The following is a 22,891-nucleotide window of genomic DNA, read 5'->3' as shown; positions in this document are numbered from 1 at the left end:
GCATATGAATTAGATAAAGTATGAAGATTAGAGGGAGAATAGATGGATACTTTATCATGGATTGCCATTATTGTTATTTGTTTAATTGTCATTGCCAGTTTAGTTGGATTTATTCGTGGGGGGAGATTTCATTTCCAAGTAGAAATGCGGGAAAGTCGTTTTTCGGCGGAAATCTTTTATACATTGCTCGTCATTTATAGCATCGTCATTATTGGCTTTGGACTGATTTATTTTATTTTATCACTTCATCACATTACCCTCGTTGAAAATGGTGAACTAAAGGAAGTCAGCATATTCGGTACGTTCGTTCATTCCTTTTATTTTAGTGGGGTAACATTATTGACGATAGGATATGGTGATATTACACCAATTGGCATTGGCAGGCTTATTGCGCTTGTTGAGGCATTAATTGGCTATGTACTGCCGACAGCTTTTGTTTTGAAATTAGTGCAAAATTCACAAGAAGGACGTAAAGATTAGCCTGATGTTTGGTGGAAATGATATAGTGAAAATAGAATATATTGTATGGAGGGGTTTAAATGACAGTTGAAGTTGGAAAATTAGCACCAGATTTTACACTACCAAATCAGGATGGTGAACATGTAAGTTTGGCAGATTTTAAAGGCAAACATGTTGTCTTATATTTTTACCCAAAAGACATGACACCAGGCTGTACAACGGAAGCATGTGATTTTCGTGATCAGCATGAAAGTTTTGGTGAATTGGATGCAGTTATTATCGGAGTTAGTCCAGACCCTGTTGACCGCCATCAAAAATTTATTGATAAACACGACCTGCCATTCCTATTATTAGCGGATGAGGACCATAAAGTAGCGGAGGAATACGGGGCTTGGAAGCTGAAGAAAAACTTCGGCAAAGAATCTTATGGAATTGAGCGTTCAACCTTCATTATCGACAAAGAAGGAAAACTACAAAAAGAATTCCGGAAAGTACAAGTCAAAGGACACGTCGAAGAAGCACTAACATTTATCCGAGAAAATTTATAAAGTGGGACATGGGGACAGGTTAGGTGTCCCAGCCCTTACGCCTTGTAAATTAAGAGATTCTCACCGGGACAAGGGACCTGTCCCCATGTCCCGTTCTATTACCTGAGTTGGTTGAATAGGTTAATATAGCAATCTATTCTGGTAATAAGAGGTGTTTTGTGTATGGAAATACGGCAGCGTACGTATGTATATTCTGCACGTCGGACAGGGCTGTACCGCGTTACAAAGCGAGTGGTAGATGTAGTGCTGAGTATTTTTTTATTAGTTGTATTAGCGCCGGTTACGCTGGTCACTTGTTTTTTTATCTACAAAAAGGATGGACAGCCCTTCTTGTTAAAACAGGCTAGGGCCGGCAAACACAATCGAATGTTTGTTATGTGGACATTTCGAACAACAACCATTCCTTCAAGGGTGATCCGCGCATTGCCACCACACCCTTTTCCCGAATCATGGGCAGATGGTGTTCCAAGCAGTTTCACGTATAATACAAACACAACTACACGAGTGACTCAATTAGGTTCTGTACTACGAAAATACCATATCAATAAAATTCCACAATTAATTAATGTTGTAAAAGGGGACATGAGCTTAGTTGGACCTCAGCCGGAAATCCCAGAGATTGCGGACTATTATAATGAACGACAGCAGAAGCGGCTTTTGGTTAGACCTGGTATAATGGGGTATGCACAGGTTAATGGCGCAGTAAGTGATAGCAAGCATCGAAAAAAGATCGCCTATGATCTCTATTATATACGTAATTGCACATTTCGTTTCGATATGAAAATTATGTATCATACAATTGCTAGACGTTCTTCATAGATAAAGTGATACTTTTGCTATTCTTCTGTCTGTTCAAATGGCTTGAAAACGTTTACTATATTAGTAAGGAAACATATTTAGGAAATTGTCAGGAGGAAGCAAAATTGATGATCCTATTTTCTGCAAAACTATCTAGTAAACATCAAACAAAACTAGCACAACATTTTCCAGATCAACATTTTCGATTCCATGAAACTATGAATGAGGCGAAAAAAGATTTGGCCGAAGCGGAAGTTCTCGTAACATTTGGGGATGATCTGACAGAGTCGTTACTTAAGAAGGCGGAGAAACTAAAATGGATTATGGTTCTGTCAGCAGGAATGGATCAGATGCCGCTAGATGCAATTGGCAAGCGAAATATCTTGGTGACCAATGCACGCGGAATCCATAAAACGCCAATGTCAGAATATGTTATTTCCATGCTTCTGCAAGTTTATCGTCAGGCAAAAACCCTAATTCATAATGAGGAAAGCCATCATTGGGATAAAGGGGTACATATGCAAGAACTAACCGGAAAGACAATGCTAATCGCTGGTGCAGGTGCAATTGGACAGGAAGTAGCGAGACTTGCAAAGGCGTTTCAAATGAAAACGATTGGCATTTCCAGAAGCGGCAAATCGGTAGACTATTTTGATGCAAATTATCCAACAGCAGAATTGGCAAAACTACTTCCGGAAACAGACATTGTTGTGTCCGTTCTGCCAAGTACACCGGAAACCGAGCATTTTTACACGTATGAACATTTTCAATTGTTGCCTAATCATGCCGTCTTTTTAAATATGGGACGTGGGAATGCAGTAGATAGTGATGTGTTGTTACAAGCTGTACGACAAGGGGAAATTGCCCATGCCATTTTAGATGTGTTTGAAGTTGAGCCACTTCCAGAAAATCACCCATTTTGGCGGGAAGAAAACATTACAGTCACACCACATCTGTCAGGCGTTTCCAAACAGTATATAACACGTGCATTAGAAATTTTTGACCATAACCTGCAAACGTATCAAAAAAGTGAAACAGATTTTATCAATAAAATTGACGTAACCAGGGGGTATTAACATGCGTATTTATACAAGATCAGGGGATAAAGGGACAACATCGCTCATTTATGGCAAGCGTGTTCCGAAAAATGATTTGCGTGTGGAAGCATATGGTACTTGTGATGAGGCAAATTCAATGATTGGGCTTGCTTTAAGTTTTTTGGAAAATGAAAAATGGGAAGAAAAAGACGCATTTCTTAACGTTATGCATCGTGTGCAAACAATCTTATTCCATGTCGGTGCAGAGCTGGCAACACCAAACGATAAAGAAGTAAAGTGGAAATTGAAACAGGAATATATTCAGGAATTAGAGGACCAAATTGATGCATGGGACAAAAACTTGGAAATGCTGCACAACTTCATTTTGCCATCTGGTCATCGTGCTTCAAGTGCACTACATACAGCGCGCACAATTACGAGACGGGCAGAACGGACTGCGGTTGGCTTAGAGGATGAACTTCCAAATCCACTTGTTGTATCCTATTTGAATCGCTTATCCGATTTTTTATTTGTTGCAGCACGGTATGTAAATCAGAGCTTGGTTGGCGAGGAAATACCACTGCAAGCAGATGTTTAGATAATGGTAAACGAGCAGTACATTCTGGACAAGGAATGTGCTGCTTGTTTTTGGTTAAATTAGTGGATGATGATGTTATAATGAAACACTTTTAATAATATATATAGAAGAGAATGTTTTAGTGGTAGGTTGTACTTGGATGTTTATGGGAAACGCATTTTGGCAAGGGAAGGATATATCAAGTCAATTTTACTGTACATTTGCAGCTTTTTGAACACGCACTTGTATTGACAGAACATTGTTCGAGCAGGTACACTAATTATAAGAATTACAATTTAATAATGATATTATAATTATATTGTTAGAGGTTGTATAAATAAATGAAAGCGAGGTGCATGACGATGTCTGAACAAAAATTACGTGAAGCAATCGACACGCTAAAAGAATCAGGCGTACGGATTACACCACAGCGTCATGCGGTTCTTGAGTATCTTCTAAATTCCATGATCCACCCAACAGCAGACGACATATATAAAGCACTTGAAGGGAAGTTCCCGAATATGAGTGTCGCTACTGTATATAATAATCTACGAGTGTTACGTGAAATAGGGTTGGTTCGTGAGTTAACATATGGTGATTCCTCAAGCCGATTTGATTGTAATACATCGAAACATTATCATGTTATCTGTGAAGACTGTGGCAAAATTGTTGATTTCCACTATCCTAGTTTGGATGAAGTGGAAGCATTGGCGGAACAGGTGACAGGATTTAAAGTTAGTCATCACCGAATGGAAGTTTACGGAAAATGTGAAGACTGCCAAAAGGTAGCTACACAAAAGCATTAACATAATATGGTCCCATAAAAAATCCAGGTGCTAAATCGGTTAGCACCTGGATTTTTTATGATTGGTTATGTGGATGAGTAAGACACGTGAAAAAACCAATGGGAATTGTGTGAACATCAACCGGAACTTTAAACTTCATCTCAAAAAAATAACCCTGCCAAAACGGCGGATTATTTTTTACCAGATTTATTCTTCTCTTTTAACTCTTTCCGATAATGTCTTGAATTATATTTTTCATCAAACTCTTCACCCTCTAGGTCTTTGTCGAGTGTAAGTGGTTGTTTGCAGTGCATGCATGCATCAACTCGTCCAAGCATTTTCGTCGGTTTTTCGCAGTTCGGACAAATAATTGGAACCGCACGTGTGGATAGCATCCCAATCCAAAAGTAAACGACACAGCTAAAGACAACAAAGAGCACACCTACAATGAAAAAGACGGACATTAGCCATGGTATTCTTTTCGTTAAAATGCCGCCATACATTAAGGCAATGCCGGCGAAAATTAAGATCAATGCAAACGAACGAATTTTATTTATTTTACTAGAATAGACTAATTGTTGTGCCATATCTATCCTCCTTCTATATTCCATAAGCTAGTATAGCATATTTCAACGTATATTTCGTTCCTAAATGGATGTGTTCAAAAAGTCGGCAAATTAGATAAGTGAATGAAAAGATTTTTTTATGATTAGAGATGAAGCAAAGAATCTGGTTTTTTCATGACGTATCTATTCATAGAATTACTTTTTCACTGTTTATCCAGACACTAATTTCCGTTTCCTTTTGTGTAAAAAGAGGATATTACGGTTTTTTAGCGAATTATATTAGTATACATGTTATTGGAGGAATCAAGATGGAAGATTTGCTGAGACCCATTTATCAAGAACGAGCTAGTGATAAAAATACACTGGGCGTTTTATTAATTGAAAAGATGAAACCAAATAGCCCGATTACAGATAATTTTGATGTCATTTTACTAATTATCGTAAAAGATGCTATTCAACCGTGGCATGTGAAACATTATGAATTCGATGATAAAACAGCTGCTATGCATATTGTTACCAAAGAACTGCTCATGAAATGGATCGACACAAGCGGATACCGAAAAGCGATTGCTTGGCTTATTTATGGGAAGGTTATTTTTGATCGTAATGAATTTATCGCTGATTTCAAGGAACAGTTAAGAGAATTTCCACATGAAAAACGAAACTTACGCAAGGCAATTGAATTTGGAAAATTAGTTCGAAGCTATACCGATGCAAAAGATTTATATGAATCTGCGCAATATAAAGATGCGTACAGCCGGATCGTCCATTCCCTGCATTATCTTGCCCGATTAGCTGTAATTGAAAAGGGGTATCACCCGGAAGTAACAGTTTGGAGTCAGGTGAAACAAATCGATTTGGAAGTGTATAAATTATATGATGAATTAATCGGCAGCAATGAAGAACTAAAGAAACGTGTCCAATTAATGATTCTGGCTACTGATTTTGTAATAAGTAGCCGTGCGGAAGTTTCCGCCAAACATTTATTAGATATTATTCGCTCAAAAGATGATGCATGGACATACGGAGAATTGAAATCTCATCCACTTGTATCGCCATATGCACTCGATCTAACAGCAATGATTGCATATTTGATTGAAAAAGAAATTATCCAAACGGAGTTAACAGAAACAAAAGGTGTAGGCGTCTACCACCGTAAATATACTGCCAAATCTATATGATAGAAACAGCATATATTTGTCCTTAAGCCCATTTGCTAATTGGGAAGGTGCCTCAACAAGGGTCCGACTCTTAAAGACAGTGTAAATCATTAATAGTTAATGGATTGACCACTTGTTGAGGGAATCTCCCCCCTAATTAAGGGCATGGGGTGAGGGGATAGAATAATAGATGTTTTTAACTTTGTAATTTTGGTTATTGTAATAGTAGTATGGTGTTGAATTAGGTTCCATACAAGGTCCTCTCAGTAAATAATTAGGCTTTAATATCAAACGGAAAATTTATTTAATAAAATCCATTGACTTTATAAACTGTGCATGGTAAAGTTAATTCCGTCGTCAAAAAGGAACACAACTTATTGCGACACGGAATATAAAAAATAAAATTTCTTGTTGACATGACAACGAAGGTTATGATATTCTAATAAAGTCGCTGTTGAAAAAGACGGCAAACAAATTCGCTCTTTGAAAACTGAACAAAACAACCAGTATGTCAAGAAAAACACAAACCGTTTTTCTTTCAAAACTAGAAGGTAACACTTCTAAAAGCTAAGACAATGAGATGTGATTGATCGGTGTTAATCACATACAAACTTTTTTGGAGAGTTTGATCTTGGCTCAGGACGAACGCTGGCGGCGTGCCTAATACATGCAAGTCGAGCGCGTGAAACTTGCTGAAGCCTTCGGGTGGATGCTTGTGGATCGAGCGGCGGACGGGTGAGTAACACGTGGGCAACCTGCCTGTAAGATCGGGATAACTTCGGGAAACCGAGGCTAATACCGGATGATACTTTTTCTCGCATGAGGAGAAGTTGAAAGATGGCTTNGGATGCTTGTGGATCGAGCGGCGGACGGGTGAGTAACACGTGGGCAACCTGCCTGTAAGATCGGGATAACTTCGGGAAACCGAGGCTAATACCGGATGATACTTTTTCTCGCATGAGGAGAAGTTGAAAGATGGCTTCTGCTATCACTTACAGATGGGCCCGCGGCGCATTAGCTAGTTGGTAAGGTAATGGCTTACCAAGGCAACGATGCGTAGCCGACCTGAGAGGGTGATCGGCCACACTGGGACTGAGACACGGCCCAGACTCCTACGGGAGGCAGCAGTAGGGAATCTTCCGCAATGGACGAAAGTCTGACGGAGCAACGCCGCGTGAGTGATGAAGGTTTTCGGATCGTAAAACTCTGTTGTTAGGGAAGAACAAGTATCGTTCGAATAGGGCGGTACCTTGACGGTACCTAACCAGAAAGCCCCGGCTAACTACGTGCCAGCAGCCGCGGTAATACGTAGGGGGCAAGCGTTGTCCGGAATTATTGGGCGTAAAGCGCGCGCAGGCGGTCTTTTAAGTCTGATGTGAAATCTCGTGGCTTAACCACGAGCGGTCATTGGAAACTGGAGGGCTTGAGTGCAGAAGAGGAGAGTGGAATTCCACGTGTAGCGGTGAAATGCGTAGAGATGTGGAGGAACACCAGTGGCGAAGGCGACTCTCTGGTCTGTAACTGACGCTGAGGCGCGAAAGCGTGGGTAGCGAACAGGATTAGATACCCTGGTAGTCCACGCCGTAAACGATGAGTGCTAGGTGTTAGGGGGTTTCCGCCCCTTAGTGCTGAAGTTAACGCATTAAGCACTCCGCCTGGGGAGTACGGCCGCAAGGCTGAAACTCAAAAGAATTGACGGGGGCCCGCACAAGCGGTGGAGCATGTGGTTTAATTCGAAGCAACGCGAAGAACCTTACCAGGTCTTGACATCCTCTGCAAACTCTAGAGATAGAGTGTTCCCTTCGGGGACAGAGTGACAGGTGGTGCATGGTTGTCGTCAGCTCGTGTCGTGAGATGTTGGGTTAAGTCCCGCAACGAGCGCAACCCTTGATCTTAGTTGCCAGCATTAAGTTGGGCACTCTAAGGTGACTGCCGGTGACAAACCGGAGGAAGGTGGGGATGACGTCAAATCATCATGCCCCTTATGACCTGGGCTACACACGTGCTACAATGGATGGAACAAAGGGCAGCGAAGCCGCAAGGTCAAGCAAATCCCATAAAACCATTCTCAGTTCGGATTGCAGGCTGCAACTCGCCTGCATGAAGCCGGAATCGCTAGTAATCGCGGATCAGCATGCCGCGGTGAATACGTTCCCGGGCCTTGTACACACCGCCCGTCACACCACGAGAGTTGGCAACACCCGAAGTCGGTGAGGTAACCTTTTTGGAGCCAGCCGCCGAAGGTGGGGCCAATGATTGGGGTGAAGTCGTAACAAGGTAGCCGTATCGGAAGGTGCGGCTGGATCACCTCCTTTCTAAGGATTATTAGAAGGAACGCGGAGTGAGGTCATTTCAGATGATCTCCTCGGTAAGGGCGTACTTGGTTGTTTGGTTCAGTTTTGAGAGAGTGAATCTCTCGCTTTGTACCTTGAAAACTAAATAAGAGTAAGACATTCAACGACATCAAATTTAAGTTCTTAATCTTAATATAATAGTTAAGTGAATAAGGGCGCACGGTGGATGCCTTGGCACTAGGAGCCGATGAAGGACGGGACTAACACCGATATGCCTCGGGGAGTCGTAAGTAGACTTCGATCCGAGGATTTCCGAATGGGGGAACCCACTGTTCGTAATGGAGCAGTATTTGTATCTGAATACATAGGATACAAGAGGCAGACCCGGGGAACTGAAACATCTCAGTACCCGGAGGAAGAGAAAGCAAACGCGATTTCCCAAGTAGCGGCGAGCGAAACGGAATCAGCCCAAACCAGAAAGCTTGCTTTCTGGGGTTGTAGGACACTCCTTTGGAGTTACCAAGAAATTCTTTAGATGAATCGATCTGGAACGATCAGCCATAGCGGGTAAGAGCCCTGTAATCGAAAAGGAATTTCCTCCGGAGTGGATCCTGAGTACGGCGGAACACGAGGAATTCCGTCGGAATCTGGGAGGACCATCTCCCAAGGCTAAATACTCCCTAGTGACCGATAGTGAACCAGTACCGTGAGGGAAAGGTGAAAAGCACCCCGGAAGGGGAGTGAAAGAGAACCTGAAACCGTGCGCTTACAAGTAGTCGAAGCCCGTTAATGGGTGACGGCGTACCTTTTGTAGAATGGACCGGCGAGTTACGATCGTATGCAAGGTTAAGTGGAAGACACGGAGCCGAAGCGAAAGCGAGTCTGAACAGGGCGAATATAGTATGCGGTCGTAGACCCGAAACCGTGTGATCTACCCATGTCCAGGGTGAAGGTCAGGTAACACTGACAGGAGGCCCGAACCCACGTATGTTGAAAAATGCGGGGATGAGGTGTGGGTAGGGGTGAAATGCCAATCGAACACGGAGATAGCTGGTTCTCTCCGAAATAGCTTTAGGGCTAGCCTCAAGCAAAGAGTACTGGAGGTAGAGCACTGATTGAACTAGGGGCCCTCATCGGGTTACCGAATTCAGTCAAACTCCGAATGCCAGCTACTTAGACTTGGGAGTCAGACTATGGGTGATAAGGTTCATAGTCGAAAGGGAAACAGCCCAGACCGCCAGCTAAGGTCCCAAAGTATACGTTAAGTGGAAAAGGATGTGGAGTTGCCCAGACAACCAGGATGTTGGCTTAGAAGCAGCCATCATTTAAAGAGTGCGTAATAGCTCACTGGTCGAGTGACTCTGCGCCGAAAATATACCGGGGCTAAACGTATCACCGAAGCTGCGGATTGTTCTTTGAACAATGGTAGGAGAGCGTTCTAAGCGCTGTGAAGTCAGACCGTGAGGACTGGTGGAGCGCTTAGAAGTGAGAATGCCGGTATGAGTAGCGAAAAAAGAGTGAGAATCTCTTTCACCGAATGCCTAAGGTTTCCTGAGGAAGGCTCGTCCTCTCAGGGTTAGTCGGGACCTAAGCCGAGGCCGAAAGGCGTAGGCGATGGACAACAGGTAGATATTCCTGTACCACCTCATGACCGCTATTAGCGATGGGGGGACGCAGAAGGATATGGAAAGCGCACCGATGGATGTGTGCGCCCAAGCAGTTAGAAAGTTGGATAGGCAAATCCGTCCAACAATTTCAAGCTGTGATGGGGAGGGAACTAGAGTACCGAAGTTCCAGATTCCACACTGCCAAGAAAATCCTCTAGCAAGGTCACAGGTGCCCGTACCGCAAACCGACACAGGTAGGCGAGGAGAGAATCCTAAGGTGATCGGGAGAACTCTCGTTAAGGAACTCGGCAAAATGACCCCGTAACTTCGGGAGAAGGGGTGCTTCATTTACATGGAGCCGCAGTGAATAGGCCCAAGCGACTGTTTAGCAAAAACACAGGTCTCTGCGAAGCCGAAAGGCGAAGTATAGGGGCTGACACCTGCCCGGTGCTGGAAGGTTAAGGGGAAGCGTTAGCGCCATTGGCGCGAAGCGTAGAACCGAAGCCCCAGTAAACGGCGGCCGTAACTATAACGGTCCTAAGGTAGCGAAATTCCTTGTCGGGTAAGTTCCGACCCGCACGAAAGGTGCAACGACTTGGGCACTGTCTCAACGAGAGACCCGGTGAAATTATACTATGCGTGAAGATGCGCATTACCCGCGACAGGACGGAAAGACCCCGTGGAGCTTTACTGTAGCCTGATATTGAATGTTGGTACAGCTTGTACAGGATAGGTGGGAGCCTTGGAAACCGGAGCGCTAGCTTCGGTGGAGGCACCCGTGGGATACCACCCTGGCTGTACGGACATTCTAACCCAGGACCGTGATCCGGTTCGGAGACAGTGTCAGGCGGGCAGTTTGACTGGGGCGGTCGCCTCCTAAAAGGGAACGGAGGCGCCCCAAGGTTCCCTCAGAATGGTTGGAAATCATTCGCAGAGTGTAAAGGCAGAAGGGAGCTTGACTGCGAGACCTACAAGTCGAGCAGGGACGAAAGTCGGGCTTAGTGATCCGGTGGTTCCGCATGGAAGGGCCATCGCTCAACGGATAAAAGCTACCCCGGGGATAACAGGCTTATCTCCCCCAAGAGTTCACATCGACGGGGAGGTTTGGCACCTCGATGTCGGCTCATCGCATCCTGGGGCTGTAGTCGGTCCCAAGGGTTGGGCTGTTCGCCCATTAAAGCGGTACGCGAGCTGGGTTCAGAACGTCGTGAGACAGTTCGGTCCCTATCCGTCGTGGGCGTTGGAAGTCTGAGAGGAGCTGTCCTTAGTACGAGAGGACCGGGATGGACACACCGCTGGTGTACCAGTTGTTCCGCCAGGAGCATAGCTGGGTAGCTACGTGTGGCAAGGATAAGTGCTGAAAGCATCTAAGCATGAAGTCCCCCTCAAGATGAGACTTCCCATCACTTCGAGTGAGTAAGATCCCTCAGAGACGATGAGGTTGATAGGTCCGAGGTGGAAGCGTGGTGACACGTGGAGCTGACGGATACTAATAGATCGAGGACTTATCTATATTTCTTTTTGATTCGTTGCTTAAAAAACTCTTATTTAGTTTTCAAGGTATAATCCTTATACATATTTCAAGATTTCACTTGATTTTTTGTGAGAATATATTATAATATTGATTGTCGCTGATTTTATTGGCGTCACTTGGATTGTTGGTTAAAGGGACTAATGTTAAAATTGTTTACTGTTATAACTTGATTCAATTTGACTAGGTCTGGTAGCGATAGCGGAGAGGTCACACCTGTTCCCATGCCGAACACAGTAGTTAAGCTCTCCAGCGCCGATGGTAGTTGGGGCATTGCCCCTGCAAGAGTAGGACGCCGCCAGGCAAGTTCCATTCCACTTTGGATTATTCCACAGTAGCTCAGTGGTAGAGCTATCGGCTGTTAACCGATCGGTCGTAGGTTCGAATCCTACCTGTGGAGCCATGGAGAGCTGTCCGAGTGGCCGAAGGAGCACGATTGGAAATCGTGTAGGCCGCGATAGTGGCCTCGAGGGTTCGAATCCCTCGCTCTCCGCCACTTTTTAAATAACTTTGGCCCGTTGGTCAAGTGGTTAAGACACCGCCCTTTCACGGCGGTAACACGGGTTCGAGTCCCGTACGGGTCACCACTAAATGGAGGATTAGCTCAGCTGGGAGAGCACCTGCCTTACAAGCAGGGGGTCGCAGGTTCGAGCCCTGCATCCTCCACCATTTTAAAAATTTATATCTTACATCGCGGGGTGGAGCAAGCCGTCAGCATCCCTGAATAAGCTACTAAGTGCAGGCTTGCGAGGAGTGCAACATCACCGAAACTGCTTGCAACACGACGAGCATTCACGGTGAAAGTTAGTTAAAGTGCAGGAGCAATTTTAATATTTTAATCATATCGCGGGGTGGAGCAGTCTGGTAGCTCGTTGGGCTCATAACCCAGAGGTCGTAGGTTCAAATCCTGCCCCCGCAACCAAAATGGTCTGGTAGTTCAGCTGGTTAGAATGCCTGCCTGTCACGCAGGAGGTCGCGGGTTCGAGTCCCGTCCAGACCGCCACTAAACAAATTTAATACATAAAGGCTCTGTAGCTCAGTCGGTAGAGCAACGGACTGAAAATCCGTGTGTCGGCGGTTCGATTCCGTCCGGAGCCACCATTTTTATTCCATCAATATGGAGGGGTAGCGAAGTGGCTAAACGCGGCGGACTGTAAATCCGCTCCCTCTGGGTTCGGCAGTTCGAATCTGCCCCCCTCCACCATTATTTTTTCAAATTAAGTAGGGGTATAGTTTAATGGTAAAACGAAGGTCTCCAAAACCTTTGATGTGGGTTCGATTCCTACTACCCCTGCCATTTTAACATGGCGGTCGTGGCGAAGTGGTTAACGCACCGGATTGTGGCTCCGGCACACGTGGGTTCGATCCCCACCGGTCGCCCCATTATTTAGTATTTATTTAAGAAGTTTGGGCTATAGCCAAGCGGTAAGGCAGCGGGTTTTGATCCCGTCATTCCCAGGTTCGAATCCTGGTAGCCCAGCCATTATGCGGAAGTAGTTCAGTGGTAGAACACCACCTTGCCAAGGTGGGGGTCGCGGGTTCGAATCCCGTCTTCCGCTCCATTACTACTTTTCGGCGGCATAGCCAAGTGGTAAGGCAGAGGTCTGCAAAACCTTTATCACCGGTTCAAATCCGGTTGCCGCCTCCAGACACATGCCAGTGTGGCGGAATTGGCAGACGCGCACGACTCAAAATCGTGTTCCTTCGGGAGTGCCGGTTCGACCCCGGCCACTGGTATCATATATGTTGGTTAAAAAGACGCTGTGTGGAAGCACAGCGTCTTTTTCTATGTACGCTGAATGGCTTGTAAGGGGAGTAGAGGATTCTTTAGATTTGTATTTAAGTGCAATTGAATAGTACGAAATGTATGCTATATTTGAACCGCTTTAATTACACCAAGTGCACAACAACTATAATAATTGTACTGGGCTTTTTATAACGAAAGGAACATGCCTCTAAAGCCGATATTCCCAATAATTAAAAGGTCATTCCCTCATTGTGATAAAGTATTAACAGAGTGGGGGGACTGACCTTTTCTATTTACGGCATTACTATATGGAAACGATATAACTAATTAGTTTATTTGATTATCATCTCATCCAAAAACAAGTAAAGGACTTCGATCGAATTGATGTAATACATCGTTATCTATCAGCACTATGATCATCAGAGCATTAAAGAACCAATGTTTGCGTTTCCCTTTTGGCAAAATATAAAATTGTAGTATAATAGTACCAGTATTAAAGAATGAAAATTTAAAAATCAAAGGATGGTCTATTTATGAAAAAAATACTGGGACTAGACATCGGTATATCCTCTGTTGGCTGGGGTGTCTTTGACCAGGATTCAGGGGAAATTATTGATGCAGGTGTACGATTGTTTGAAGAAGCAGGAAGGAATGCAAATGAGGAAAGAAGGTCATTTAGGGGTTCAAGACGATTAAAAAGAAGACGAGCACATCGGCTTGAACGGGCGAAGGAGTTGTTTTCCAATTATGATTTACCGCTAAATGGGATTGGTAACATTGATCCTTATCAAGCTAGATATGATGCCATCTATCATTCTGTTACCAACGAGGCACTGACGGCTGCACTATATCATCTTATTAAAATGAGAGGAACTATTTTGGACTCTCCTGAAAATGAAAAGGATGGCAATGATAATGAGTTATCCACCAAGCAGCAGATTGCCAAAAACAAAAAACTTTTGGTTAATCAATTTGTCTGTGAAATACAGTTAGAACGGCAAGAAAATGGGGAGAAAATCCGAAGTCATCAAAACCGGTTTCGAACAAAAGATTATCTTGATGAAGCTAGCGCTATAATTAATAAACAGCGAGGGATACATAAAGAAATTGATAATGACGAATTTATAGCGAATTACCTATCATTGATTGAGCAAAGAAGGGAATATTATGAAGGTCCAGGGTCAAGAAAGTCTCCCACACCATATGGGTCTTTTTTTATCAATGACAATGGAGAGATTGAGGAAATTTCGATGATTGATAAAATGCGTGGGAAATGTACTTATTTTCCTAACGAACTTCGTGTTGCCAAAAAATCAGTTACTGCTGATTTGTTTAACTTACTAAGCGGAGATTTAAACAAACTACAAATTGAAGGAGAATATTTGACATATGAAGACAAACGTTATTTGATAGAAAACTTGATCAAAAAAGGCAAGAACATTACGTTAAAACAAATTTTAAAGTACAAGGGATATCCAAATGACGCAGATGTCTCTGGATGTAGAGTAGATCTCAAAGGTGATAAACCTTTATTTACAGAATTCCAAGGTTATAAGGAAATTAAAAAAATAGTAGAAGGAAACAATCTGCCATTTGAAATCTTGGAGGATATCGATTTGATGGACAACATTGCGGAAATTCTTACAGCTGAGAAAGCCTATCATCGTCGTGAGACAAAACTAAACGGGTTATTAACAGCATTTGACGCAGAAACAACAGGAAGAATAATTGACGCATTTAAAGAATCAACCAGCTTCACAGGGTATCATGCACTTTCCAAAAAAGCGATGGATTTAGTGATGAACGATTTATGGCATACGAATAAAAATCAAATGGAATTATTTTCAGAACTTGGTCTGGAAGAAAAAAGACTGGCTGGAAACAAGAACAAAGGGAAAATTTCATTTGACGATACCGCGATTTTAAGCACTGTAGCAAAACGTGCACATAGAGAAGCAATTAAAATAGTTAATGCAGTAAGAGAAAAGTATGGAGAATTGCATTCCATTGTAGTGGAAACTGCTAGAGAAAAAAATAGCGATGAACAAAGAAAAAACTATAAGGATTTTCAAAAGCAAGCAGGTAAGTTTGAAAAGGAAATGGCAAAACTGCTTGGCGTAAAATCACTTGCTGAATTAAAACTGAACAGCAAACAGCATCTTGCTTTAAAATTACTAAAACAGCAGAATTGGCAATGTATCTATTCTGGTAACTCAAAGCAGATCAGTCCATGGGATGTGGTTAATAATCCAACATTAATTGAGATTGACCACATTATTCCGGTATCTATTTCATTTGATGATAGTCAGGCAAACAAAGTTGTGTGTCTCCGTAGTGAAAATCAAAAGAAAGGACAAAGTACACCATACCAGTATTTTATTTCTGGAGAGGGGCCGCGTACGTTTGAAGAATTTAAAGTGGATGTACTCAATTTATTCAAGGGCAAGGGCATTAATAGAAAAAAGAAAGACTATTTGCTGGAGATGCGAGATGTAAAATACAATGAGGAACTGCAGAAAGAATTTATTAATCGAAATCTTGTTGACACGCAATATGCAATGCGCAGTTTCTCGATGAATTTACGTTCTTTTTTTAAGGCAAATGATGTGGATACTACTGTACTATCCATTAGAGGGTCTTTCACTGCTGCTTTGAGAAGGCATGCTCGGTTGAATAAAGACCGTGATGAAAGCTATGCACATCATGCCATTGACGCCCTAATTGTTGCCGCGATTGGCCGAATGCCTATCTTTAAATTTTTCAATAAGTTTGATATGGATGACACTGGAGCAGTTGTTGATAGAGAGACAGGAGAGATTCTGGAAGATGAGAAGTTGTTTGATAAACGATTTATCACATTTTTAAGTAAGCTGCGCAATTATGAGTCCGAAGTGAAATACTCACATAAGGTGGATCGTAAGGCAAACCGGTCGCTGTCGAACCAAACGATTTACGGTACTCGTAAAAAAAGTGGTGAGAAGTATACTATTGGTAAGTTTAAGGATATCTACAGTCTTAACAAAGATCAGGTTAAACCACTATTAAAAAGGTTAGAAAAGAAACCGGATGATTTTTTCATTTCCAAATATAATCCTGAGGTTATGGAGACGGTTCAAAAAGTGATAAAAGAATATAAAACCTCGGATAATCCATTTAAAGCTTACTATGAAGAACATGGGTACATAATGAAGGATGGGAAAGTCCCTGTGAAGACTCTTAAGTATTATGATCTTAAACTAGGCGTGCATATGGATATTTCACAAAATTACCCTGGAACAAAAAATGATGTTGTCTTAAAAAGCATAAAAGGCGTCAGGGTGGATATCTATCAAAATGATGAAGGAAAATACAAGTATCTTGGTGTACCATATCATTGGTTTAAGCAGCAAGGAGATCGATTTGTGTTGGATATGGAACGTTATAATGAAGAAAAACAGAGAAGTTATAAAAAGATAGATGATACTTATGAATTTCAGTTTAGTTTGTACAAGAATGATATGTTTTCATTTGTAAAAGATGATGAAAAAATGATTCGAGTGTTTAGGGGGGATACCAACCCTAGGCAAAATAAAATTGAAGTTGACTACATTTATAAGCGGAAAGAAAAGCAAGTTGAGGGGACATTTGCCCCTTCCACATTCAGTCATATAAATAAGTATAATGTTGATATTTTAGGCAATACTTATAAAGTTGAAAAAGAATTATTCAAGAACTATTTACAATTGTGACTGAATGGGGTAAAATGTAGTTACGATATTAAATATCGTCTCTATACCAAAACTGGGATAACCTATCAAAACAAGGGTTTATCCCGAACTCAGCCCCATTTATTTGGGGCTTTTCCTATTTTAGAGCCCTTTTCACAAATGGAGGAGGGCTTATTTTGAGTTGGAGAATTGTTTATGTCGCAGATTCTGAGGAACTAAAGCTTTATCTCGACAATTTGAAAGTGGTTAAGGGCGAACAAGAGGTTTTGATTCCATTGTCAGACATTCATACTATCGTTGTGGACAATATCAGAACAGTTGTTACGGGGAGATTGATGAACAAGTTAACAGAGTATCATATTCTATTAATCTTTTGCAATGAAAACCATCATCCAAACGTTTTCTCCCTTGGCTTGTATAGCCATTACCGCGTATACGGTGTGTTACACAAACAAATTAATTGGGATAATCAGATAAAGGGAAAGATGTGGCAAAAAATCATCCAGATAAAAATTAGAAATCAGGCCTCCGTTTTGGAGTATTTGAACAAAGATTTTCAGGTAATACAGCGCTTAAGAAACTTGGCTAACCAAGTGGATTTTGAAGATAGTGATAATCGGGAAGGGCACGCGGCCAAAATATACTTCAATGAGTTGTTCGGAAAATCTTTTCATAGAGAACGAGGGTCAATAGATTCATATAATGCTGCACTGAATTACGGTTATATTGTATTACGTGCATGTGTTGCTAGAACAGTGGTAGCGTACGGGCTCCATCCAGCGTTTGGAGTTGGACACCGAAACCAGTTTAATGCGTTTAATTTGGTGGATGATTGTATGGAGGTATTCCGGCCAGTAGTTGATGTTTGGGTTGCAATGGCTGTTGACCGGGAAGAATATCTTACCTTGGAAATGAAGCAATTATTGATTCGTCGTCTCAGTGCAAAAATAACAATTGGTGGTCAAAATCAAACCGTTTTAAATGCTATTGATCTTTTTATTCAATCATTCATCAAATCAATGAATGAAAATAACAATGGGTATCTGGTGTTCCCTGAACATGGTATCGCCATATAGGATTATGAGATTATTATTATTTTTTGACCTGCCGATGAATACGAAGGAAGAGAGACGAATCTATGGAAGGTTTCGTAAATATTTAATCAATAACGGGTTCAGTATGATACAATTTTCTGTTTATGTAAAAATTTTCCCGAATCGGATTAGTATGGAACAATATACACAGGGACTTCGGAATAATCTACCTGCTAGAGGATCTATCCGTATTATGGGTGTTACGAACAAACAGTATGAAAAGATGCTGATTTTAGTTGGCGGAAAAACGATACAAGAAGAAACAATAACAGAAGACCCGGTGGTGATACTATGAAATTATGGAATATTGTTAATGACCATTGTGATTATGAAATTGAGATTGATAATAGAACTACTTTGTCTGGACAACATTTAGTTTGGCATCATCTGATTACTTCAATTGATGATTTCTTTAATAATAAACATTCCGGTGTAAAGATTTTTGAAGACGGTCAGCCTATTAGTAAGAATGATTGGCACTGTTTTTATATCCCATTCGATGCACAAGTTCAACTAGATAAAATCACTGCAAAATCGCCATTGAAAGATATTCAAAGTGCAGCTGCAGAACAAATAGCCTATTCTCCTTTCTTCCAGGAATTGCAGGATGTATGGAAACAGTTAGAAGAAGATTTGCAATTGTTGAATCAGCAACTGAAGCAATGGGGGATAATAAGTACACTGATGCCATTCAGTGAAAAGAAGATGACAGATTTTATATCCTTTAGACCAGTAAAGACTGGGTTATCTCCGATTGAAATGAAAAAATTGCTTTTGCGCATCTTATTGAAGAAACCATTTGATAAAAAAACATTAATTATTGTCGAATTGCCGGAAATTTATGCATCAGATAGTGAATTAAATGGCTTTACTGCATTAATGAACAAAGCTGTTGAGAAAGGTTATAAATTTTTATTCGTGACTCAAAAGCTGCATGTCGGTAGTGTGAATTATTATTGCAAAGGGAGAATAATTAATCATGCGTTACTTGAACAAATGAAATACAAAGTTATCAACGAATTGCCATTTCATTGTTCTGAAGAGATATATGATCAAGCAAAAGAAATACTTTTAGACTGTGTGGATAACTTTAATTTCATGGACAGCTTAAAGGACTTATCCACAAACGATTTTGAGTTATTAGTTACAATTATTCATGTTATATTGTATAATTTAAATATAGGTTCAAACATTGATATTCAAGGTTTGAAGCCAAACCTCAGAAAATTTATGATGAGCTATAGATAAGCTAGAAAGCGAAGACCATGGTCAAATTTTGAGGTTTTGGTACTATCTCAGTTTTTGGTATAGAGAAACGCGCGTCTGATGGATTAACAATACGCAATGGTTTTGGTACTATCTCAGTTTTTGGTATAGAGAAACTAACCGCTTTTGATGCTTCGGGTGTTTCCTGTTTTGGTACTATCTCAGTTTTTGGTATAGAGAAACGTTGAATTGATTTGTTGTTCGTTTAACATTGTTTTGGTACTATCTCAGTTTTTGGTATAGAGAAACTACATTTGCCGAAAGTGCCGATGAAACAGGTTTTGGTACTATCTCAGTTTTTGGTATAGAGAAACCGATTGGCTAAAATCCTTCTTTCCTGACCTGTTTTGGTACTATCTCAGTTTTTGGTATAGAGAAACTCCGTGTATCGCATATCAGGGTCCTTTGTTGTTTTGGTACTATCTCAGTTTTTGGTATAGAGAAACCTAGCTTGGTTTCAACCCTTGTCAAACGCTGTTTTGGTACTATCTCAGTTTTTGGTATAGAGAAACTGTGATTTACATCATAAGCCATATAAAAAGGTTTTGGTACTATCTCAGTTTTTGGTATAGAGAAACCTAGCTTGGTTTCAACCCTTGTCAAACGCTGTTTTGGTACTATCTCAGTTTTTGGTATAGAGAAACTGTGATTTACATCATAAGCCATATAAAAAGGTTTTGGTACTATCTCAGTTTTTGGTATAGAGAAACTCATCTGGTGATGAATCGGAAATTAAGATCGTTTTGGTACTATCTCAGTTTTTGGTATAGAGAAACTATTGATGAGACGGTATCCGATAGACACACGTTTTGGTACTATCTCAGTTTTTGGTATAGAGAAACCAGGTCATTACGCATTAAGGTATGGGTGATGTTTTGGTACTATCTCAGTTTTTGGTATAGAGAAACTTAATCAGCACGTCACCTTTACGCAACTCCGTTTTGGTACTATCTCAGTTTTTGGTATAGAGAAACGATTTTTATGCGGTTGATCCAAATCATTGCGTTTTGGTACTATCTCAGTTTTTGGTATAGAGAAACCAAGCGTTAGAAAATAACACCGAATTGACCGTTTTGGTACTATCTCAGTTTTTGGTATAGAGAAACATTGCCTTGCTTATCATAATTGGATTCAAGGTTTTGGTACTATCTCAGTTTTTGGTATAGAGAAACCTTAGTTACTACCAGTGTGTCACCTTTTTTGTTTTGGTACTATCTCAGTTTTTGGTATAGAGAAACTAACTAGGTTAGGATTAGGTATTTTACCAGGTTTTGGTACTATCTCAGTTTTTGGTATAGAGAAACGTAATAGAGTTGAGTATAATGGTCAGTTTTGTTTTGGTACTATTTCAGTTTTTGGTATAGAGAAACATTCATGTGTTTACGTCTTTAGACGAAGGAGTTTTGGTACTATTTCAGTTTTTGGTATAGAGAAACAGTTAGATAGATCAACCCATAGCAACATTGTTTTGGTACTATCTCAGTTTTTGGTATAGAGAAACTTATATCGCGCATCACTTGTACAAGCCTTTGTTTTGGTACTATCTCAGTTTTTGGTATAGAAAAATTGTCACGCAACACCTGTAACTTAATATATACAGTCTAGCATAAGTGGTGATATCGTTTCTTTCTATCTATTTTTTAACCGTTGTTGTTTGATCTGATGTATAAAATGATTTATAAGTTTAAAAAGGAGCCACCATCGTCAGTTCCTTTTTGTTATTATGTCAACGTCTCTGTTAATCAAACTATCAACAATTAGGTGGACAGTGTATGCAACCGCCCACCTAAATCACTTTCATCAACAATCGTTTCAACAACGGTGCAAACTGCTCTGGAAGCTCAGCAACACTTGGGATCATTAAACGTTCTTTCCCGTAAATATTTTTCATTGTTGCGTCCTCATGTTCATCAATCTCACCATCTGCTAGGAACATACCGATGACGTCAATACCTTTTTTACGTGCTTCGGTCACCGCAACATTCGTATCGACTATCCCATTTTGATCATATCCAGACGCTGCCGGTTCACCATCGGAAAAGACGAGCAGGAACTTGTTCTTTTCTCTTCTGGCTACTAATTCTTTCGTGATGACGCGAATGCTGAAGCCGTCTCGGTTATCTTCCTCCGGCTCCAGTTGCATGATGTTGGCTCCGTCGTTTTGATAAAAAGAGTCGGTATAAGAATGAACTCGGTGAAAATAATTTGGCTGATAGTTTTCCATTACCTCATTGGCATCTTCCCAAAATCCGATGATGGAGTGGGGGATCTTCAATTGGTTTAATACTTCATGAAATAATACAATCCCACGCTTGGTTTCGTCCATTTTATTGTGCATCGAGGCAGAACAATCGACTAGTAAGGTGAACACAGCATCAATGTCACTCGACTCCTGACTTTTTTTATAAAATACTCTGGGGTTCTCATCAATGACAAGTGGCAATAGTTTTTTTGAAAGTCTTCCAATAGCTAAATCCTTTCGTGGGGCATTCTTTTTATGTTCCATTGTTTTTTCAATTGTAGCAGCAAGCTTTCGTTTGAATGGATCGATTTCACGGACGTACTGCCGGTATAACTCCATATCTGCTTCAGACGGCATTTTAGCATTTTTTTCAATTGCAACAGCATACTTATTTTCCACACCATAAATACTTCCGCTTGTGTCCTTTCCTTGTTTATCCTCCTGTTTTTCCAGTGATTCTAGATCGGAATAGTCGTTCTGTTTACTTTTTCCGGAGGTGCCTTGAACGCTTCCCATCGCTTGATCCGCGTCTTCGGTCTCTCGTGCTGCTCCTCCACGGATGTTTGTTTTCGTACCAACCTCTAATTCAAATTGGAGAAAGTTTTGTTTCCGGTCACTGTTTTGGTTTTCCCTGTGCCAGGTGGAAAACGGCTGATCAAAATACTCGCTGTTTTCTTCATTTACCTCTTCCACATCATCGTTTGCCAACTCGTCGGTTCTGGTTAATTCATCAAATAACGTATTCCTCGTGTAGGCCTCGATATGCGAAATAGGAAACGTGAAATAATCATTCATCATGTCCTTATACTGATCCGTTAGTAAAAATACAATTTGTTGTGCAATCTGTACGATATCTGCTGACTTTTTTGCCTCAAAACTGGCGTATAGTAATGGTTTCAGATTTTCCAAATGTTCAAGTTGTATATGATTTGCTTGAGGAAAGTCAGGGTCGGGCTGATCGGTTTGCAGTAATAGATAGATTAGGCAAAATAGCTCATCAAGGGCATAGCTTTTTGTTACATTGGTAGCTAATTGTGTTGTGAAATAATGTTTTAGATAATTGGTTCGGATGGCAAAATCACGTTTTGTACCTGGTCTTGCTCGTTTAATAATTTCCTCCAACCGGATATCTTCTAGCAGTGTGACAAGTTGGACGCCGAATTTAGGTAACTTTGATTCGTTCATATCTTTTAAATATGTTTTCATCGACGGAATGTGCGTTTGATTTAATGTCCCGATCGTTCGTAAAAAGACATCCGTTTTATAGCCAGGTTCTTTAATTTCAAGTTTGTCCATATCCCAAATCTTACTGCCTGTCACTTTATGATCGATGATATCGATAGACGAGCCGTATGTGTACTCAAAAGCTAAATCAGCGTTTCCGGATAACACTGTCGTCAGGTCCTGTAGTTGCAGAAAAAGATTCGTATCGATGTTCGTATCAATCCACCGGTTGCCCTTCATCCGAAATGC

General features: G+C 41.1%; 13 protein-coding genes, 14 tRNA genes, 3 rRNA genes and 1 CRISPR repeat array. Of the genes, 28 read left to right on the top strand and 2 right to left on the bottom strand.

What is annotated here, in order from left to right:
• Positions 1-42: 42 nt before the first annotated feature.
• The 6 genes from C8270_RS00230 (at position 43) to perR (ending at position 4,225) form a co-directional block, all read left to right on the top strand.
• Positions 43-480: a potassium channel family protein gene (locus C8270_RS00230; protein WP_106494564.1), complete on the top strand. Its 438-nt coding sequence runs from the start codon at positions 43-45 to the stop codon at positions 478-480.
• 59 nt (positions 481-539) lie between these two features.
• Complete coding sequence (gene bcp, locus C8270_RS00225; protein WP_106494563.1) at positions 540-1,007, top strand: thioredoxin-dependent thiol peroxidase; 468 nt, start codon at positions 540-542, stop codon at positions 1,005-1,007.
• A gap of 162 nt (positions 1,008-1,169) precedes the next feature.
• Positions 1,170-1,826 carry a sugar transferase gene (locus tag C8270_RS00220; protein WP_106494562.1) on the top strand — a complete coding sequence of 219 codons (657 nt, stop codon included), beginning with the start codon at positions 1,170-1,172 and terminating at the stop codon, positions 1,824-1,826.
• Positions 1,827-1,933: 107 nt separating this feature from the next.
• On the top strand, positions 1,934-2,881 hold the full coding sequence (locus C8270_RS00215) for a D-2-hydroxyacid dehydrogenase (protein ID WP_106494561.1): 948 nt from the start codon (positions 1,934-1,936) through the stop codon (positions 2,879-2,881).
• A 1-nt stretch (position 2,882) separates the two neighbouring features.
• Complete coding sequence (locus tag C8270_RS00210; RefSeq protein ID WP_106494560.1) at positions 2,883-3,440, top strand: cob(I)yrinic acid a,c-diamide adenosyltransferase; 558 nt, start codon at positions 2,883-2,885, stop codon at positions 3,438-3,440.
• Positions 3,441-3,781: 341 nt separating this feature from the next.
• On the top strand, positions 3,782-4,225 hold the full coding sequence (gene perR / locus C8270_RS00205) for a peroxide-responsive transcriptional repressor PerR (RefSeq protein ID WP_106494559.1): 444 nt from the start codon (positions 3,782-3,784) through the stop codon (positions 4,223-4,225).
• Between the two features lie 170 nt (positions 4,226-4,395).
• Here perR and C8270_RS00200 read toward each other — a convergent pair whose 3' ends face one another.
• Positions 4,396-4,791: a YgzB family protein gene (locus tag C8270_RS00200; RefSeq protein WP_106494558.1), complete on the bottom strand. Its 396-nt coding sequence runs from the start codon at positions 4,789-4,791 to the stop codon at positions 4,396-4,398.
• A 287-nt stretch (positions 4,792-5,078) separates the two neighbouring features.
• On the opposite strand from C8270_RS00200, the gene C8270_RS00195 reads away from it, so the two are divergent.
• From C8270_RS00195 to C8270_RS00090, 22 genes are all read left to right on the top strand, one after another.
• Positions 5,079-5,951, top strand: coding sequence for a nucleotidyltransferase-like protein (locus C8270_RS00195; protein ID WP_106494557.1), 873 nt, complete (start codon positions 5,079-5,081; stop codon positions 5,949-5,951).
• Positions 5,952-6,543: 592 nt separating this feature from the next.
• Positions 6,544-8,245, top strand: a 16S ribosomal RNA gene (locus tag C8270_RS00190).
• Positions 8,246-8,423: 178 nt separating this feature from the next.
• Positions 8,424-11,344, top strand: a 23S ribosomal RNA gene (locus tag C8270_RS00185).
• Between the two features lie 206 nt (positions 11,345-11,550).
• Positions 11,551-11,666, top strand: a 5S ribosomal RNA gene (rrf, locus tag C8270_RS00180).
• The 16S, 23S and 5S rRNA genes sit together here with 14 tRNA genes alongside, the layout of an rRNA operon.
• A 24-nt stretch (positions 11,667-11,690) precedes the next feature.
• A tRNA-Asn gene (locus tag C8270_RS00175) sits at positions 11,691-11,765 on the top strand.
• A 1-nt stretch (position 11,766) separates the two neighbouring features.
• Positions 11,767-11,858: transfer RNA gene (locus C8270_RS00170), tRNA-Ser, on the top strand.
• 16 nt (positions 11,859-11,874) lie between these two features.
• Positions 11,875-11,949, top strand: a tRNA-Glu gene (locus C8270_RS00165).
• Between the two features lie 6 nt (positions 11,950-11,955).
• Positions 11,956-12,031: transfer RNA gene (locus C8270_RS00160), tRNA-Val, on the top strand.
• Between the two features lie 176 nt (positions 12,032-12,207).
• Positions 12,208-12,284: transfer RNA gene (locus tag C8270_RS00155), tRNA-Met, on the top strand.
• 4 nt (positions 12,285-12,288) lie between these two features.
• A tRNA-Asp gene (locus C8270_RS00150) sits at positions 12,289-12,365 on the top strand.
• 22 nt (positions 12,366-12,387) lie between these two features.
• Positions 12,388-12,463: transfer RNA gene (locus C8270_RS00145), tRNA-Phe, on the top strand.
• 18 nt (positions 12,464-12,481) lie between these two features.
• A tRNA-Tyr gene (locus C8270_RS00140) sits at positions 12,482-12,566 on the top strand.
• Between the two features lie 19 nt (positions 12,567-12,585).
• Positions 12,586-12,659, top strand: a tRNA-Trp gene (locus tag C8270_RS00135).
• A 10-nt stretch (positions 12,660-12,669) separates the two neighbouring features.
• Positions 12,670-12,745, top strand: a tRNA-His gene (locus C8270_RS00130).
• 25 nt (positions 12,746-12,770) lie between these two features.
• Positions 12,771-12,845 (top strand) — tRNA-Gln (locus C8270_RS00125).
• Between the two features lie 4 nt (positions 12,846-12,849).
• Positions 12,850-12,924 (top strand) — tRNA-Gly (locus C8270_RS00120).
• A 12-nt stretch (positions 12,925-12,936) separates the two neighbouring features.
• Positions 12,937-13,010: transfer RNA gene (locus C8270_RS00115), tRNA-Cys, on the top strand.
• A 7-nt stretch (positions 13,011-13,017) separates the two neighbouring features.
• Positions 13,018-13,099, top strand: a tRNA-Leu gene (locus C8270_RS00110).
• 543 nt (positions 13,100-13,642) lie between these two features.
• The gene (gene cas9 / locus C8270_RS00105; RefSeq protein WP_106494556.1) at positions 13,643-16,837 is read left to right on the top strand and encodes a type II CRISPR RNA-guided endonuclease Cas9; all 3,195 of its coding nucleotides are present in this window, start codon (positions 13,643-13,645) and stop codon (positions 16,835-16,837) included.
• 155 nt (positions 16,838-16,992) lie between these two features.
• The gene (gene cas1 / locus C8270_RS00100) at positions 16,993-17,892 is read left to right on the top strand and encodes a type II CRISPR-associated endonuclease Cas1 (protein WP_158701534.1); all 900 of its coding nucleotides are present in this window, start codon (positions 16,993-16,995) and stop codon (positions 17,890-17,892) included.
• A gap of 4 nt (positions 17,893-17,896) precedes the next feature.
• Positions 17,897-18,205 carry a CRISPR-associated endonuclease Cas2 gene (gene cas2 / locus C8270_RS00095; protein WP_199794622.1) on the top strand — a complete coding sequence of 103 codons (309 nt, stop codon included), beginning with the start codon at positions 17,897-17,899 and terminating at the stop codon, positions 18,203-18,205.
• On the top strand, positions 18,202-19,158 hold the full coding sequence (locus tag C8270_RS00090; protein ID WP_106494553.1) for a hypothetical protein: 957 nt from the start codon (positions 18,202-18,204) through the stop codon (positions 19,156-19,158). Before cas2 ends, C8270_RS00090 begins: the two co-directional genes overlap by 4 nt.
• A gap of 33 nt (positions 19,159-19,191) precedes the next feature.
• Positions 19,192-20,743: direct repeats of the CRISPR family, unit length 36 nt; unit sequence GTTTTGGTACTATCTCAGTTTTTGGTATAGAGAAAC.
• A gap of 219 nt (positions 20,744-20,962) precedes the next feature.
• Here the strand turns inward: C8270_RS00090 and C8270_RS00085 are convergent.
• Positions 20,963-22,882, bottom strand: coding sequence for a vWA domain-containing protein (locus C8270_RS00085; RefSeq protein ID WP_106494552.1), 1,920 nt, complete (start codon positions 22,880-22,882; stop codon positions 20,963-20,965).
• Positions 22,883-22,891: the final 9 nt, after the last annotated feature.

The organism is Lentibacillus sp. Marseille-P4043 (assembly GCF_900258515.1).
Classification (GTDB): domain Bacteria; phylum Bacillota; class Bacilli; order Bacillales; family Amphibacillaceae; genus Lentibacillus_C.
Note: the sequence above shows the minus strand (reverse complement) of the source record. Positions and strands in the feature narration are given on the sequence as shown.

Bases quoted from the DNA above. Each gene is read 5' to 3' on its own strand.
- C8270_RS00220 (WP_106494562.1), top strand. From the start codon at position 1,170: ATGGAAATACGGCAGCGTACGTATGTATATTCTGCACGTCGGACAGGG.
- bcp (WP_106494563.1), top strand. From the start codon at position 540: ATGACAGTTGAAGTTGGAAAATTAGCACCAGATTTTACACTACCAAAT.
- C8270_RS00200 (WP_106494558.1), bottom strand. From the start codon at position 4,791: ATGGCACAACAATTAGTCTATTCTAGTAAAATAAATAAAATTCGTTCG.
- C8270_RS00195 (WP_106494557.1), top strand. From the start codon at position 5,079: ATGGAAGATTTGCTGAGACCCATTTATCAAGAACGAGCTAGTGATAAA.
- C8270_RS00085 (WP_106494552.1), bottom strand. From the start codon at position 22,882: ATGAAGGGCAACCGGTGGATTGATACGAACATCGATACGAATCTTTTT.
- cas9 (WP_106494556.1), top strand. From the start codon at position 13,643: ATGAAAAAAATACTGGGACTAGACATCGGTATATCCTCTGTTGGCTGG.
- cas2 (WP_199794622.1), top strand. From the start codon at position 17,897: ATGAGATTATTATTATTTTTTGACCTGCCGATGAATACGAAGGAAGAG.
- C8270_RS00215 (WP_106494561.1), top strand. From the start codon at position 1,934: ATGATCCTATTTTCTGCAAAACTATCTAGTAAACATCAAACAAAACTA.
- C8270_RS00230 (WP_106494564.1), top strand. From the start codon at position 43: ATGGATACTTTATCATGGATTGCCATTATTGTTATTTGTTTAATTGTC.
- C8270_RS00090 (WP_106494553.1), top strand. From the start codon at position 18,202: ATGAAATTATGGAATATTGTTAATGACCATTGTGATTATGAAATTGAG.
- perR (WP_106494559.1), top strand. From the start codon at position 3,782: ATGTCTGAACAAAAATTACGTGAAGCAATCGACACGCTAAAAGAATCA.
- C8270_RS00210 (WP_106494560.1), top strand. From the start codon at position 2,883: ATGCGTATTTATACAAGATCAGGGGATAAAGGGACAACATCGCTCATT.